A 12,615-nucleotide genomic window follows, 5' to 3' on the forward strand; every position below is an offset into this window, starting at 1 on the left:
CCTTCAGCCCGGCTGGACGATCAGTTCGCCCGCGCGGCCCGGAATCTCGCCCCACGTCACAGGGTACGTGGGCAGTGTCGAGCGGTCCAGCGTCGCGTGATAGTCGCCCATCGTCGCGAAACCGTGTCCCTGCGCGCGCCAGCCGGCGAGCAGTTGCTCGAAGACGGGCGCAAGCTTCTGCCCCTCGAGTTCCGCATGCAGCGTGAAAACCTGATCGTGCGGATTGTTCGCCGTATGACGCAGCAGATGCGCCGCGACATTGCCGACGTCGATGCCGTCGACGCCCAGCACTTCGTCGAGCGTCGGCAGCGTGGTCGGCATCTGGATGTGATGGAGCGTGCGGCCGTCGAGCACGGGGATGTACGGCGTGTGGCCGCGGCCGTCGGAAGCATACTGCATGCCCCACGCGTCGATCTGCTCGAACGCGTGGCCGTTCATCTGCCAGCCGGCCGCGCCGTGCGTGACGGGCGGCGCACCGAAGATCTCGATGAAGCGCGCGTGGCTTTGCCGCATCTGCGCGACGGTCCACGCGCGGTCGCGCTCGCGCACGTTGTCCTGCCAGTAGACGTGGTCCCAGGTATGGATGCCGCATTCGAAGCCGGCTTCGTGGATCGCGCGCATCTCGGCGACGGCGTTGCGGCCGATGTCGGGTCCGGGCAGCAGCACGCCGTACATCAGCGTTTTGAGCCCGTAATGCTCGACGACCGACGTGCGCGACACCTTCTTGAGGAACCCCGGCCGGAACACGCGCCGCAGCGCCCAGCCGGTGTGATCCGGCCCGAGGCTGAAGAGAAACGTGGCGCGGGCGCTGTACTTGTCGAGCAGGCGCGCGAGATTGGGCACGCCTTCACGCGTGCCGCGCAGCGTGTCGACGTCGATCTTCAGGACGATGCGGGCCACGCGGCGCGCCTCAGCCTTCGACCAGCTTGCGGGCGTCGCCGACGTGACCGCGATACGCCTCGAAAATCTTGCGCAGCGCGTCGTCCATCGTGGCGAGCGGCTTCCAGCCGAGTTCCTGCATCGTGTTGTCGATCTTCGGCACGCGGTTCTGCACGTCCTGATAGCCCGCGCCGTAGTACGCGCCCGACGAGGTCTCGACGAGCTGCACGTCCTTCGCGCTCTCTGCGTATTCCGGAATCTCGTTCGCGAGCTTGAGCATCTTGTGCGCGAGTTCGCGCACCGAGAAGTTGTTCGCCGGGTTGCCGATGTTGTAGATCTTGCCCGTCGCGACGCCGTCCTTGTTCTCGATGATCTTCATCAGCGCGCCGATGCCGTCGTCGATGTCGGTGAACGCGCGCTTTTGCGCGCCGCCGTCCACCAAGCTGATGTTCTCGCCGCGCACGATGTGGCCGAGGAACTGCGTGACCACGCGCGACGAACCTTCCTTCGGCGTGTAGATCGAGTCGAGGCCCGGGCCGATCCAGTTGAACGGACGGAAGAGCGTGAAGTTCAGGCCCTCCATGCCGTAGCCCCAGATCACGCGGTCCATCAGCTGCTTCGAGCACGCGTAGATCCAGCGCGGCTTGTTGATCGGGCCATACGACAAGAGCGACTCTTCCGGGTCGAACTGCTCGTCGGTGCACATGCCATAGACTTCGGACGTCGACGGAAACACGAGATGCTTGCCGTACTTCACGGCCGAACGCACGATCGGCAGGTTCGCTTCGAAGTCGAGTTCGAACACGCGCAGCGGCTGCTTCACGTAAGTGGCCGGCGTGGCGATCGCGACGAGCGGCAGGATCACGTCGCACTTCTTGACGTGATACTCGACCCACTCCTTGTTGATCGTGATGTCGCCTTCGAAGAAGTGCATCCGCTCGTGATTCGCGAGGTCGCCGAGGCGGTCGGTTTGCATGTCCATCCCGAAGACTTCCCAGTCGGTCGTTTCGAGGATGCGCTTGGACAGGTGATGGCCGATGAAGCCGTTGACACCCAGGATCAGGACTTTTTTCATGAATGACGAGTGGATTGAGTGATTCGGCCGAATTCGGCGGGACTGACGACGCGTTCGCCGTCGGCTGGGTCCGCGCTGCCGGCTCGCGGCTGTCGCCGCAATTCGCGGATGGCGATGACGCGGCGGTCGCCGCAGACGCCAAACAGCGCATTATCCGCCACGGCAAGCCCCGCGGGCAAATGCGAGAGGGTGCGCACGGTTTCGGCGCTCACGCCCGGCAAACCGCCTTCGGGCACGAGCCGCGCCCTCGCGACGATGAAGCGCTCGCCGCCGAGATCGGTGAACGCGCCGGGATAGGGTGGCGCGACCGCGCGGATCAGGTTGTACACGTTTTGCGCCGGCTGCGTCCAGTCGATGCGGCCGTCCTCGGGCTTCCTGCCGCCGAAGTAGCTGCCGGTGGCGAGGTCGTTCGGCAAATGCGGCGCCTCGCCCGCGATGAGCGCGGGCAGCACGCGCCAGAGCGTCTGCTCGGCGGCGACGGTGGTCTTGTCGAACACCTGGCTCGCGGTGTCGTCGGGGAGGATCGGCACCGGCGTCTGCGCGACGATCGCGCCGGCGTCGGGCTTCGCCGCCATTTCGTGCAGCGTCGCGCCGGTTTCCGTTTCGCCGTTGAGCACCGCCCAGTTGGTCGGCACGCGTCCGCGATATTTCGGCAGCAGCGAGCCGTGCATGTTGTACGCGCCGCGCCGGGCTGTCGCGAGCAGATCGACCGGCAGCATGTGCCGGTAATAGAACGAGAAGATGAAATCGGGCGCGAGCGCGTTCACCGCCTCAAAGACTTCGGGCGCTTTCGGATCGGCGGGCGTGATGACGTCGATGCCGTGCTCCGCCGCCACCGAAGCGACGCTGCCGAACCAGATGTGCTCGGTCGGGCTGTCCTCGTGCGTGACGACGAGCGCGACGTCCACGCCGCGCGCGAGCAGCACCTGCAGGCAGCGCACGCCGACGTTGTGATACGCGAAGACGACGGCGCGCGGTTTCATCGTCCCTGTTCCTCGCGCTGCACGACGCCGATCGTCTGCACGGCTTCCTGCAGCGGCTTGTGAACGCTCGTATGGCCGTCGCGCTGTTCGAGGATCGTTTGCACGAGATAGCGCGGACGCGCGCGCACCTGCTGATAAATGCGCCCGATGTATTCGCCGAGCAGCCCGAGCGCGAAGATGATCACGCCGAGCATGAAGAACGTGATGGCGAAGAGGGTGAACACGCCCTGGACTTCCGCGCCGAACATGAAGCGCCGAATCAACAGCAGCAGAAAGAGCGACGCCGATCCGACCGAGAGAATCACGCCGATGAACGACAGCCACTGCAGCGGCACGACCGAGAAGCCTGTGACGAGGTCGAAGTTCAGGCGGATCAGGCTGTAGAGCGAATACTTCGATTCGCCCGCAAACCGCTCCTCGTGCGCGACACCGACTTCGATCGGGTTCTGCGCGAACGTGTACGCGAGCGCGGGAATAAACGTGTTGATCTCGCCGCAACGGTTGATCGTATCGATGATGTGGCGACTGTATGCGCGCAGCATGCAGCCCTGGTCGGTCATCTTGATGTGCGTGATGCGCTCGCGCAGACGGTTCATCATCCGCGAGGCCTTCTTGCGCCACAGGCTGTCCTGGCGCTGCTGGCGAATCGTGCCGACGTAGTCGTAGCCTTCGCGCATCTTCGTGACGAGCTTGCCGATTTCCTCGGGCGGGTTCTGCAAGTCGGCGTCGAGCGTCACGACGATCTCGCCGCGCGACTGCTCGAAGCCCGCGAGAATCGCCATGTGCTGGCCGTAGTTGCCGTTGAGCAGGATCACGCGGGTCGTGTCGGGACGCACGTGGAACTGCTGCGCGAGAAGCGCCGCCGACTTGTCGCGGCTGCCGTCGTTGATGAAGATGACTTCATACGACGCATCGAGGGCATCGAGCGCGGGATAGAGGCGCTCGAACAGCGCGGCCAGGCCCGCTTCCTCGTTGTAGACCGGGATGACGACCGAAACTTCGGGCGTCGCCGGCAGAAAATCCGTATGACTCATGTTGCGCTGGTTTCCCTAGGGGTCTTGGGTTTAGGTGCCGTGCTTGCCGTACAGCTCGCAGATTTCGTCGACGGCGCGCACCACGCGCGTCACGTCGTCCTGCGTCATGAGCGTGAAGAGCGGCAGCGTGACCGTCGATGCGCCGAGTTGCTCCGCGTGCGGGAACATGCCTTCGTGAAAGCCGCGCGCCCGGTACAGCGTGAACAAATGCAGCGCCGGATAATGCACGCCCGTGCCGATGCCGCGCTCCTTCATCTGCGCCATGAACGCCGCACGCGTGAGCGAAAGGCGTTCGAGCGGCAGCGCGATCTGGAACATGTGCCAGTTGCTATCGGTGAAATTCTGCACCGGAAACTGTACGCCGAGCGCGGCCGCTGTGCTGCCCGCGAACGCATCGAAATAGGCGCGCGCAAGACGCCGGCGCTGTTCCGTGAAGCGCTCCACGTGCTTCAACTGGCCCAGACCGACGCGCGCCGCGACATCGGTCAGGTTGTATTTGCCGCCGAGCAAATCGCAGTCCATGCCGTCGATGCCGGTGCGCGTGATGCCCTGCAGCCGGTACTTCTGCGCGATGACCGCTTCGTCCTCGTTGTTCAGGACGAGCGCGCCGCCTTCGATCGACGTCACGTTCTTGTTCGCGTGGAAGCTGAACGAGACGATGTCGCCGAACGATCCGATGCGTTTGCCGCGCCAGGTCGAACCGAACGCCTGCGCGGCGTCCTCGATCACGCGCAGCTTGTGGGCGCGCGCGATCTCGTAGAGCCGGTCCATGTCGACGGGCAGGCCCGCCAGGTATACCGGCATGATCGCCTTGGTGCGCGGCGTGATGGCTTTTTCCAGCAGGCCGAGGTCCATGTTGCGCGTGAGCGGATCGATATCGACGAAGACCGGCGTCGCGCCGACTTCCAGGATCACGTTGCTGGTGGAGACCCATGTCATCGGCGTGGTGATGACTTCGTCACCCGCGCCGACGCCCGCGATCCGCAAGCCGATTTCCATCGTCGCCGTTCCGGAATTGAACGAACGCACGGGCCGCCCGCCGCAATACGCCGACAATTCGGCTTCGAACTGCTGGTTCTGCGGGCCGGTCGTGATCCAGCCGGAGCGCAGCACGTCGACGACGCCGGCGATCGTCTCCTCGTCGATTTCGGCGCGCACGAAAGGCAAAAAGGGCAGCGGTGTCTGATTCATGGACTGTCTGCTTAAAAATAAAGGTTTTCAGCCGCGCGCCAAGACGGCGACGCCGATGAGAATGATCCCGATCCCGATGAGCCGTTGCACCGACAGCACCTCGCCGAACAAATACCACGCCGCGAACGCGTTGACGACGTAGCCGAGCGAGAGCATCGGGTAGGCCACCGACACATCCACGCGCGACAGGCCGATGATCCACACGGCCACGCTGAACACGTAGCACGTGAGCCCGCCGATGATCGGCCATTGCGTCGCGATCTTGAAGCCGACGGGCACGATGTTGGCGCGGCTGAATTCGAAATGCCCGACGGCGTTGACGCCTGCTTTGAGCAGCAACTGCGCGCCGGCGTTCAACAATACGCCGATGATGATGCAAATGAAGGATATCGGGTTCATCGTGGAGGGTTGACGGCTCGGGGACTGAACTTGGATTTTCGGAACGGGCGTGCGAATTGTTGCATGACTAGGGCGCCGGGACAGGCTTTTGCACGATCACGCGCCGGTCGTCCTGCGCGATCACCTGCATCGGCACGTGCCGGGCGAGCAGTTCCTCGTAGCGTGCGGGCGGCATCAGCGCGAGCGCGTAGCGGCCGGCGTCCCAGCGTTTGACCCATTCGTCGATCGTCGGCACCCACTTCTGCGGTTCGGTGGCGACGCCAAAGCCCAGTTCGTCGGCTTCCTGCACCATGATCATCGTGTGGCCGAGGTAGAACGGCATCGTGTGATCGAGCTTCGCGATCGAGTAGAACGGCGTGTCGGGCGGCAGTTTCGCCATCGCCGCCTTGACCGCCGGCACGAGCCGCACGCCCGAGCTTTCGCGGCCGAACACGTCGTGGCCGGTGCCCGCGATCGTCCCGAGCATGAGCCACGCCGTGCCGAGCGCGACCGCGGCGGCGATCGTGCTGCGGCGATTCAGCCAGATCGCGATGAGCGTCACGGCGAACGCGACCGCAAGGCCCGCGTACACCCAGACCTGAAACGCGCGGTAGAGCGCGTTCGGCGTATGCGCGCTGCCCGCGCGGCAGAGGAAGACAGCGCCGAACGCCGCGGCGATCAGGAACACCGCATAGCCGATCAGATGCCGATGCCACTGCACCCGCGTGACGAGCGGCAGGTAGATGCCGAGCACGAGCGCGATTGAGGGCGCGATCGGCAGCGTGTACGAGAGCAGCTTCGAGTGCGACGCGCTGAAGAACAGGAAGATGAAGAGCGTCCAGATCAGGAGGAGCGGCACGGGCGCGAAGCCGTTCGGCTGGCGCGGCAGCTTGAGCGCATGGCGCGTGCTCTGGTAGACGATCGAGAGCCACGGCAGAAAGCCGACGATCAGCACGGGCACGAAGTAATAGAGCGGACCGGGCCGGTTCTGCTCGGGCGTCAGATAGCGCTTGAACTGCTGGACGATGAAGAAGAAGTTGAAGAATTCCGGATTCTTCATCTGCACGAGGACGAACCAGGGCGCCGCCACGATCAGGAACACGATCAGCCCGCTGCCGATGTAGAGCCGCTTCCAGAGCGCCCAGTCGCGCGTGATGAGCGAATAGAGCACGAGCACCGCGCCCGGCAGGATCACGCCGACCAGACCCTTCGAGAGCAGCGCCGCCGCCATCGCGCCCCAGCAGAGCCACATCCAGAGACGCACATGGCGGGTCGGCAGGCCCGGGCGCTGCGCCAGCAGCAGCGCGCACAGCGTCAGCTCCATCCAGAACGACAGCGCCATGTCGAGCGTGTTGAAATGGGCCATCAGGTTCCAGTACGGCGAGCTCGCGAGGATCACCGCCGTGCAGAATCCCGTCACGCCGTTGAAGACGCGCGCGCCCGTATAGCCGATCAGCAGTACGCCGGCGAAACCCGTGAGCGCCGTATAGAGCCGCGCCTGCCATTCGCCGATGCCGAACCACGCGAACGTGAGCGCGTTCGCCCAGGTTTGCAGCGGCGGCTTTTCGAAATACTTGTAGCCGTTGTAGCGCGGCGTGATCCAGTCGCCGGTGACGAACATTTCGCGCGCCATCTCGGCGTAGCGGCCCTCGTCGCTCGGCACGAGATGGCGCAGGCCGAGCGGCACGAACCAGATCACGGCGAGCGCGACAATCAGTAGAAGCAGCGAGAGGCGGGTGAGCGGTAGCCGCGAAGGCGTATCGTTCATGAGTTTCGACCTGTCCGATGCCGCGAACGCGCGGCGCTAACAAACAAAAAAGGGCATGAGTATCGCTTGGCGAACCTTAAGCGACGCTTAGGGACGCCCAGCCACAGAGGCTTCGTGCGGCACGGGCCGCGAAGGTTCATCGGCGTTCGTCGTCGGGCAACAGGCCGTATGCGCGACGCGACAAGGCGCGATCCAGCGGCACTTCGCGCGACGGCCGCGAGTTTACCGCACTGCGGCCCCGATTTCGCCTGTGCGGACGATAAACGCGGCGCCCCGGGCATCGGCGAGCAGGGCGTCTGCCGGCGCTCAGGCCTCGATCAGCAGGGCCGCGGCCACGCGCCGGCCTTCCGACATCAGGATGTTGTAGGTGCGGCAGGCGGCGCCGAAGTCCATCGTTTCCACGCCGATGCGGTGTTTCGCGAGCGCGGCCGTCAGACGCGGATGCGGAAAGCGCAGCCGCGAACCGCTGCCGAAGATCACCACTTCCGGCGCGGCTTCGACGAGCGCCTGGAAGTGTTCGGGCGCGAGCGCCTCGAAGGAAGACACGGGCCACGGGATGACCGGCGCCTCCGGCATCACGATGATGCTGCCCTCGTGTCGGTTCAGATTGATTGCGACGTAGCCGTCGCCGTAGCTCGTGATCGTGTTCAGCGCGCCGCTGGATTCCTGGTGTAGTTTCAAGACGATAATTCCGACAGGCGAGGATGACGGGAAGAGAAGACGGTCGTTCGCGCGGCGGCCGAAGCTCCAGGCGCGGGCGCCGGAGCGTGCGATCGGCCTTCGATTGGTGCATTGCGGAACTCGGTCATATTCCGCTAAATTATAACTTTTCAGCCGGCGGGACCGCTCGACCGGCACGCATTGCACTCGCCGCGCCGCCACAAGCCGCCATCGACACGCAATCCGCCCGGCTCCGCCGTCCGACATCCTCGGCCGGTTGCGCCCCAAGTGGGGCCAGGCGCCACGCGCAAGTCTTGTTCGCCCGATTACCGGGGCCGCCAGCGTTCCCCTATGTTTCCGGCATCGTCGGTCCGCGTCCGCCGGTGCTCGCGCCGCCCGGACCGTAAACGGCCCGAAAACGGTCGCGGGGCAGGCCGCCGTCGCTTAAAATTCCTCGCGATGCCGCCGCGTCGTCCGCCGCCGCCGCGCCGATAATCGCCGAAAACCGCCGCCGGACGAACGCCGATCAGTCCGCTTGACCATCCAGAGCCGCCAGCCGTGAAACCGATCCTCAAATCCAACAAGTTGCAGAACGTCTGTTACGACATCCGCGGACCCGTGCTCGAGCACGCGAAGCGCCTCGAAGAGGAAGGCCACCGGATCATCAAGCTCAACATCGGCAATCTGGCCGCGTTCGGCTTCGACGCGCCCGACGAGATCATCCAGGACATGATCCGCAACTTGCCGAACTCGTCGGGCTATTCGGACTCGAAGGGCGTCTTCGCCGCGCGCAAGGCGATCATGCACTACACGCAGCAAAAGGGCGTGACGGGCGTCGAACTGGACGACATCTTCATCGGCAACGGCGCGTCGGAACTCATCGTGATGGCGATGCAGGGGCTTCTGAACGACGGCGACGAAGTGCTGCTCCCCGCGCCGGACTATCCGCTCTGGACGGCGGCCGTGAGCCTGTCGTCGGGCACGCCGCGCCATTACATCTGCGACGAGGGCGCGGGCTGGATGCCCGATCTGAACGACATCCGCGCAAAGATCACGCCGAACACGCGGGCGCTCGTCGTCATCAACCCGAACAATCCGACGGGCGCGCTCTATTCCGACGAACTGTTGCTCGAACTGATCGGGATTGCGCGGGAGCACGGCCTCATCATCTTCGCCGACGAGGTCTACGACAAGATCGTCTACGACGGCCGGACGCACACGTCGATGGCCGCGCTCTCGGAAGACGTGCTGACCGTCACGTTCAACAGTCTTTCGAAGAGCTATCGCTCGTGCGGCTATCGCGCGGGCTGGATGTTCATCTCGGGCCTGATCGAAGAGAACCGGCGCCGCGCGAACGATTACATCGAAGGGCTCGGCATCCTTGCGTCGATGCGTCTGTGCGCCAACGTGCCCGGCCAGTACGCGATCCAGACGGCGCTCGGCGGCTATCAGAGCATCAACGAGCTGATCATCCCGGGCGGGCGGCTTTTCAAGCAGCGCGAACTCGCGTACGACATGCTCACGTCGATTCCGGGCGTATCCTGCGTAAAGCCGCAGGCGGCGCTCTACATGTTCCCGAAACTCGACCCGAAGATGTACCCGATCGAGGACGACCAGCAGTTCATCACCGACCTGCTGCTCGAAGAACGCACGCTGCTCGTGCAGGGCACGGGCTTCAACTGGCCGACGCCGGATCACTTCCGCGTCGTGTTCCTGCCGAACGTCGACGACCTCGCGGATTCGATCCAGCGCATCGCGCGCTTCCTCGACGGTTATCGCAAACGTCATTCCGCTTAACCCTTCTATAAGAATCACGCTGCATGGAACCGATCAAAGTTGGACTCTTGGGCTTCGGCACGGTCGGCAGCGGCACCTTTACGGTACTGCGCCGCAACCAGGAAGAAATCAAACGCCGCGCGGGCCGCGGCATCGAAGTGTCGCGCGTCGCCGTGCGCACGCCGGCCAAGGCGCAAGCCGCGGCGGCGGCCGGCATCGCGGTGACGGACGACTTCAATGCCGTCGTCGACGATCCTTCCATCGACATCGTCTGCGAAATGATCGGCGGCACGGGGCTCGCGCGCGAGCTCATCCTGCGCGCGATCGCGAACGGCAAGCACGTCGTGACGGCCAACAAGGCGCTCCTCGCCGTGCACGGCAGCGAGATCTTCGAGGCGGCGCGCGCGAAGGGCGTGATGGTCGCGTTCGAGGCGGCGGTCGCGGGCGGCATTCCGATCATCAAGGCGCTGCGCGAAGGGCTGACGGCGAACCGCATCCAGTACATCGCGGGCATCATCAACGGCACGACGAACTACATCCTCTCGGAGATGCGCGACCGCGGGCTCGACTTCGCGACTGCGCTGAAAGCGGCGCAGGAACTGGGCTACGCGGAAGCCGACCCGACCTTCGACATCGAAGGCGTCGACGCCGCGCACAAGGTCACGATCATGAGCGCGATCGCGTTCGGCGTGCCGGTGCAGTTCGAGCGCGCCTACGTGGAAGGCATCAGCAAGCTGTCGGCCATCGACATCCGCTATGCCGAAGAACTGGGTTATCGGATCAAGCTGCTCGGCATCGCGCGGCGCACGGAGAAGGGCATCGAATTGCGCACGCATCCGACGCTGATTCCGGAAAAGCGCCTGCTCGCGAATGTGGAAGGCGCGATGAACGCGGTCGTCGTGCATGGCGATGCAGTCGGCACGACGCTCTACTACGGCAAGGGCGCGGGCGCGGAGCCTACGGCTTCGGCGGTCGTCGCCGATCTCGTGGACGTCACGCGCCTGCATACGGCCGATCCGGAACATCGCGTGCCGCATCTCGCGTTCCAGCCGGACAGCCTCTCGAACACGCCGATCCTCTCCATCGACGACGTCACGAGCGGTTATTACCTGCGTCTGCGCGTGGCCGATGTGACGGGCGTGCTCGCCAACATCACGCGCATTCTCGCGGACAAGGCCATCTCCATCGACGCGTTGCTGCAGAAGGAATCGGAGCACGTGGACGGCGTCGACAAGGGCGAGACCGACATCATCCTGATCACGCACGAGACGGTCGAAAAGAACCTGAATGCGGCGATCGCCGAGATCGAGGCGCTGTCCACGGTCGTGTCGAAAGTGACGAAGCTGCGCATGGAAGCGCTGAACTAGGACTGGACTCATGAACTACATCTCGACGCGCGGCGCCGGCCTCGGCGAGCGCCACACGTTTTCCGACATCCTGCTCGGCGGTCTCGCGAAGGACGGCGGGCTGTATCTGCCTGCCGAGTATCCGCGCGTGAGCGCCGACGAACTCGCGCGCTGGCGCACGCTTTCATACGCGGATCTCGCGTTCGAAGTGCTCTCCAAATTCGCCGACGACATCCCCGCCGGCGAGCTGCGCTCGCTCACGAGCAAGACCTACACGGCGCAGGTCTACAGCAATGTCCGCGACGAGGAAGCCGCCACGCAGATCACGCCGCTCAAGACGCTCGGCGTCGAGAACGGCGCGCCGCTGTCGCTCCTGGAACTGTCGAACGGACCGACGCTCGCCTTCAAGGACATGGCGATGCAACTCCTCGGCAACCTGTTCGAATACACGCTGGCGAAACACGGCGAGACGCTGAACATCCTCGGCGCGACTTCGGGCGACACCGGCAGCGCCGCCGAATACGCGATGCGCGGCAAGGCCGGCGTGCGCGTCTTCATGCTCTCGCCGCACAAGAAGATGAGCGCATTTCAGACCGCGCAGATGTTCTCGCTGCAGGACCCGAACATCTTCAATCTGGCCGTCGAGGGCAACTTCGATCACTGCCAGGACATCGTGAAGGCCGTCTCCAACGATCACGCGTTCAAGGCGCAGCACAAGATCGGCACGGTCAACTCGATCAACTGGGCGCGCGTCGTCGCGCAGGTCGTGTACTACTTCAAGGGCTATTTCGCGGCCACGAAAAGCAACGACGAGCGCGTGTCGTTCACGGTGCCGTCGGGCAACTTCGGCAACGTCTGCGCGGGCCACATCGCGCGGATGATGGGCCTGCCGATCGAAAAGCTCGTCGTCGCGACCAACGAGAACGACGTGCTCGACGAGTTCTTTCGCACCGGCATCTATCGTGTGCGCGGCGCGAGCGAGACGTATCACACGACGAGCCCGAGCATGGACATCTCGAAGGCGTCGAATTTCGAGCGCTTCGTCTTCGATCTGCTCGGACGCGATCCGGCGCGCGTGCTGCAATTGTTCCGCGACGTCGAGGAAAAGGGCGGTTTCGACCTCGCGGCAAGCGGCGACTTCGCGCGTGTGAAGGAATTCGGCTTCGTGTCGGGGCGCAGCAGCCACGCGGACCGCGTCGACGCGATCCGCGACGTGTTCCAGCGCTACGACACGATGATCGACACCCACACGGCCGATGGCCTGAAAGTGGCGCGCGAGCATTTGCAGCCGGGCGTGCCGATGGTCGTGCTGGAAACCGCGCAGCCGATCAAGTTCGGCGAGACGATCCGCGAGGCGCTGCTGCGCGAGCCGGAGCGGCCTGCCGCGTTCGCCGGACTCGAAAAACTGCCACAAAAGTTCGATATCGTTCCTGCCGACGCGAGCGTCGTGAAGGCGTATATCGCCGAGCGCACGAGCTGAATCGGGGCTGGATCGGCTGGCGAAACGGGGCGCGGCGCATCGGCC

At 64.7% G+C, this 12,615-nt stretch carries 11 protein-coding genes; 3 read left to right on the forward strand and 8 right to left on the reverse strand.

The window, feature by feature from the left end; all coding sequences use genetic code 11:
• Positions 1-3 precede the first annotated feature (3 nt).
• From QCE48_RS07220 to QCE48_RS07255, 8 genes are all read right to left on the reverse strand, one after another.
• Positions 4-900 carry a polysaccharide deacetylase family protein gene (locus tag QCE48_RS07220; protein ID WP_309785488.1) on the reverse strand — a complete coding sequence of 299 codons (897 nt, stop codon included), beginning with the start codon at positions 898-900 and terminating at the stop codon, positions 4-6.
• Between the two features lie 10 nt (positions 901-910).
• A complete protein-coding gene (locus QCE48_RS07225) occupies positions 911-1,954 on the reverse strand; it encodes a bifunctional UDP-4-keto-pentose/UDP-xylose synthase (protein WP_309785487.1) in 1,044 nt (347 codons plus the stop codon).
• Positions 1,951-2,937 (reverse strand): formyltransferase, encoded by a 987-nt coding sequence (locus tag QCE48_RS07230; RefSeq protein WP_309785486.1) that lies wholly within the window; start codon positions 2,935-2,937, stop codon positions 1,951-1,953. Before QCE48_RS07230 ends, QCE48_RS07225 begins: the two co-directional genes overlap by 4 nt.
• The gene (locus QCE48_RS07235) at positions 2,934-3,971 is read right to left on the reverse strand and encodes a glycosyltransferase (protein ID WP_309785485.1); all 1,038 of its coding nucleotides are present in this window, start codon (positions 3,969-3,971) and stop codon (positions 2,934-2,936) included. The genes QCE48_RS07230 and QCE48_RS07235 overlap by 4 nt, the downstream gene beginning before the upstream one ends.
• Before the next feature lie 30 nt (positions 3,972-4,001).
• Complete coding sequence (locus QCE48_RS07240) at positions 4,002-5,162, reverse strand: DegT/DnrJ/EryC1/StrS aminotransferase family protein (protein WP_309785484.1); 1,161 nt, start codon at positions 5,160-5,162, stop codon at positions 4,002-4,004.
• Between the two features lie 27 nt (positions 5,163-5,189).
• Complete coding sequence (locus QCE48_RS07245) at positions 5,190-5,561, reverse strand: SMR family transporter (protein WP_087630334.1); 372 nt, start codon at positions 5,559-5,561, stop codon at positions 5,190-5,192.
• 67 nt (positions 5,562-5,628) lie between these two features.
• Positions 5,629-7,308, reverse strand: coding sequence for a glycosyltransferase family 39 protein (locus tag QCE48_RS07250; protein WP_309785483.1), 1,680 nt, complete (start codon positions 7,306-7,308; stop codon positions 5,629-5,631).
• 306 nt (positions 7,309-7,614) lie between these two features.
• A complete protein-coding gene (locus QCE48_RS07255; RefSeq protein ID WP_309785482.1) occupies positions 7,615-7,989 on the reverse strand; it encodes an Mth938-like domain-containing protein in 375 nt (124 codons plus the stop codon).
• A 537-nt stretch (positions 7,990-8,526) separates the two neighbouring features.
• Here QCE48_RS07255 and QCE48_RS07260 point away from each other — a divergent pair.
• Genes QCE48_RS07260 through thrC form a run of 3 tightly spaced genes read left to right on the forward strand, consistent with a single transcriptional unit; the run spans position 8,527 to position 12,570 of the window.
• Positions 8,527-9,765, forward strand: coding sequence for a pyridoxal phosphate-dependent aminotransferase (locus QCE48_RS07260; RefSeq protein ID WP_309785481.1), 1,239 nt, complete (start codon positions 8,527-8,529; stop codon positions 9,763-9,765).
• A gap of 23 nt (positions 9,766-9,788) precedes the next feature.
• Positions 9,789-11,111, forward strand: a complete 1,323-nt coding sequence (locus QCE48_RS07265) for a homoserine dehydrogenase (RefSeq protein ID WP_309785480.1) — start codon at positions 9,789-9,791, stop codon at positions 11,109-11,111.
• Between the two features lie 10 nt (positions 11,112-11,121).
• Entirely contained in the window at positions 11,122-12,570 is a 1,449-nt protein-coding gene (thrC, locus tag QCE48_RS07270) for a threonine synthase (RefSeq protein WP_309785479.1), read from the forward strand.
• Positions 12,571-12,615 lie beyond the last annotated feature (45 nt).

Source organism: Caballeronia sp. LZ024 (assembly GCF_031451455.1).
GTDB classification, from domain to species: domain Bacteria; phylum Pseudomonadota; class Gammaproteobacteria; order Burkholderiales; family Burkholderiaceae; genus Caballeronia; species Caballeronia telluris.

Coding starts and splice junctions, on each gene's coding strand:
- QCE48_RS07225 (WP_309785487.1), bottom strand. CDS start 1,954: ATGAAAAAAGTCCTGATCCTGGGTGTCAACGGCTTCATCGGCCATCAC.
- QCE48_RS07230 (WP_309785486.1), bottom strand. CDS start 2,937: ATGAAACCGCGCGCCGTCGTCTTCGCGTATCACAACGTCGGCGTGCGC.
- QCE48_RS07235 (WP_309785485.1), bottom strand. CDS start 3,971: ATGAGTCATACGGATTTTCTGCCGGCGACGCCCGAAGTTTCGGTCGTC.
- QCE48_RS07240 (WP_309785484.1), bottom strand. CDS start 5,162: ATGAATCAGACACCGCTGCCCTTTTTGCCTTTCGTGCGCGCCGAAATC.
- QCE48_RS07245 (WP_087630334.1), bottom strand. CDS start 5,561: ATGAACCCGATATCCTTCATTTGCATCATCATCGGCGTATTGTTGAAC.
- QCE48_RS07250 (WP_309785483.1), bottom strand. CDS start 7,308: ATGAACGATACGCCTTCGCGGCTACCGCTCACCCGCCTCTCGCTGCTT.
- QCE48_RS07265 (WP_309785480.1), top strand. CDS start 9,789: ATGGAACCGATCAAAGTTGGACTCTTGGGCTTCGGCACGGTCGGCAGC.
- thrC (WP_309785479.1), top strand. CDS start 11,122: ATGAACTACATCTCGACGCGCGGCGCCGGCCTCGGCGAGCGCCACACG.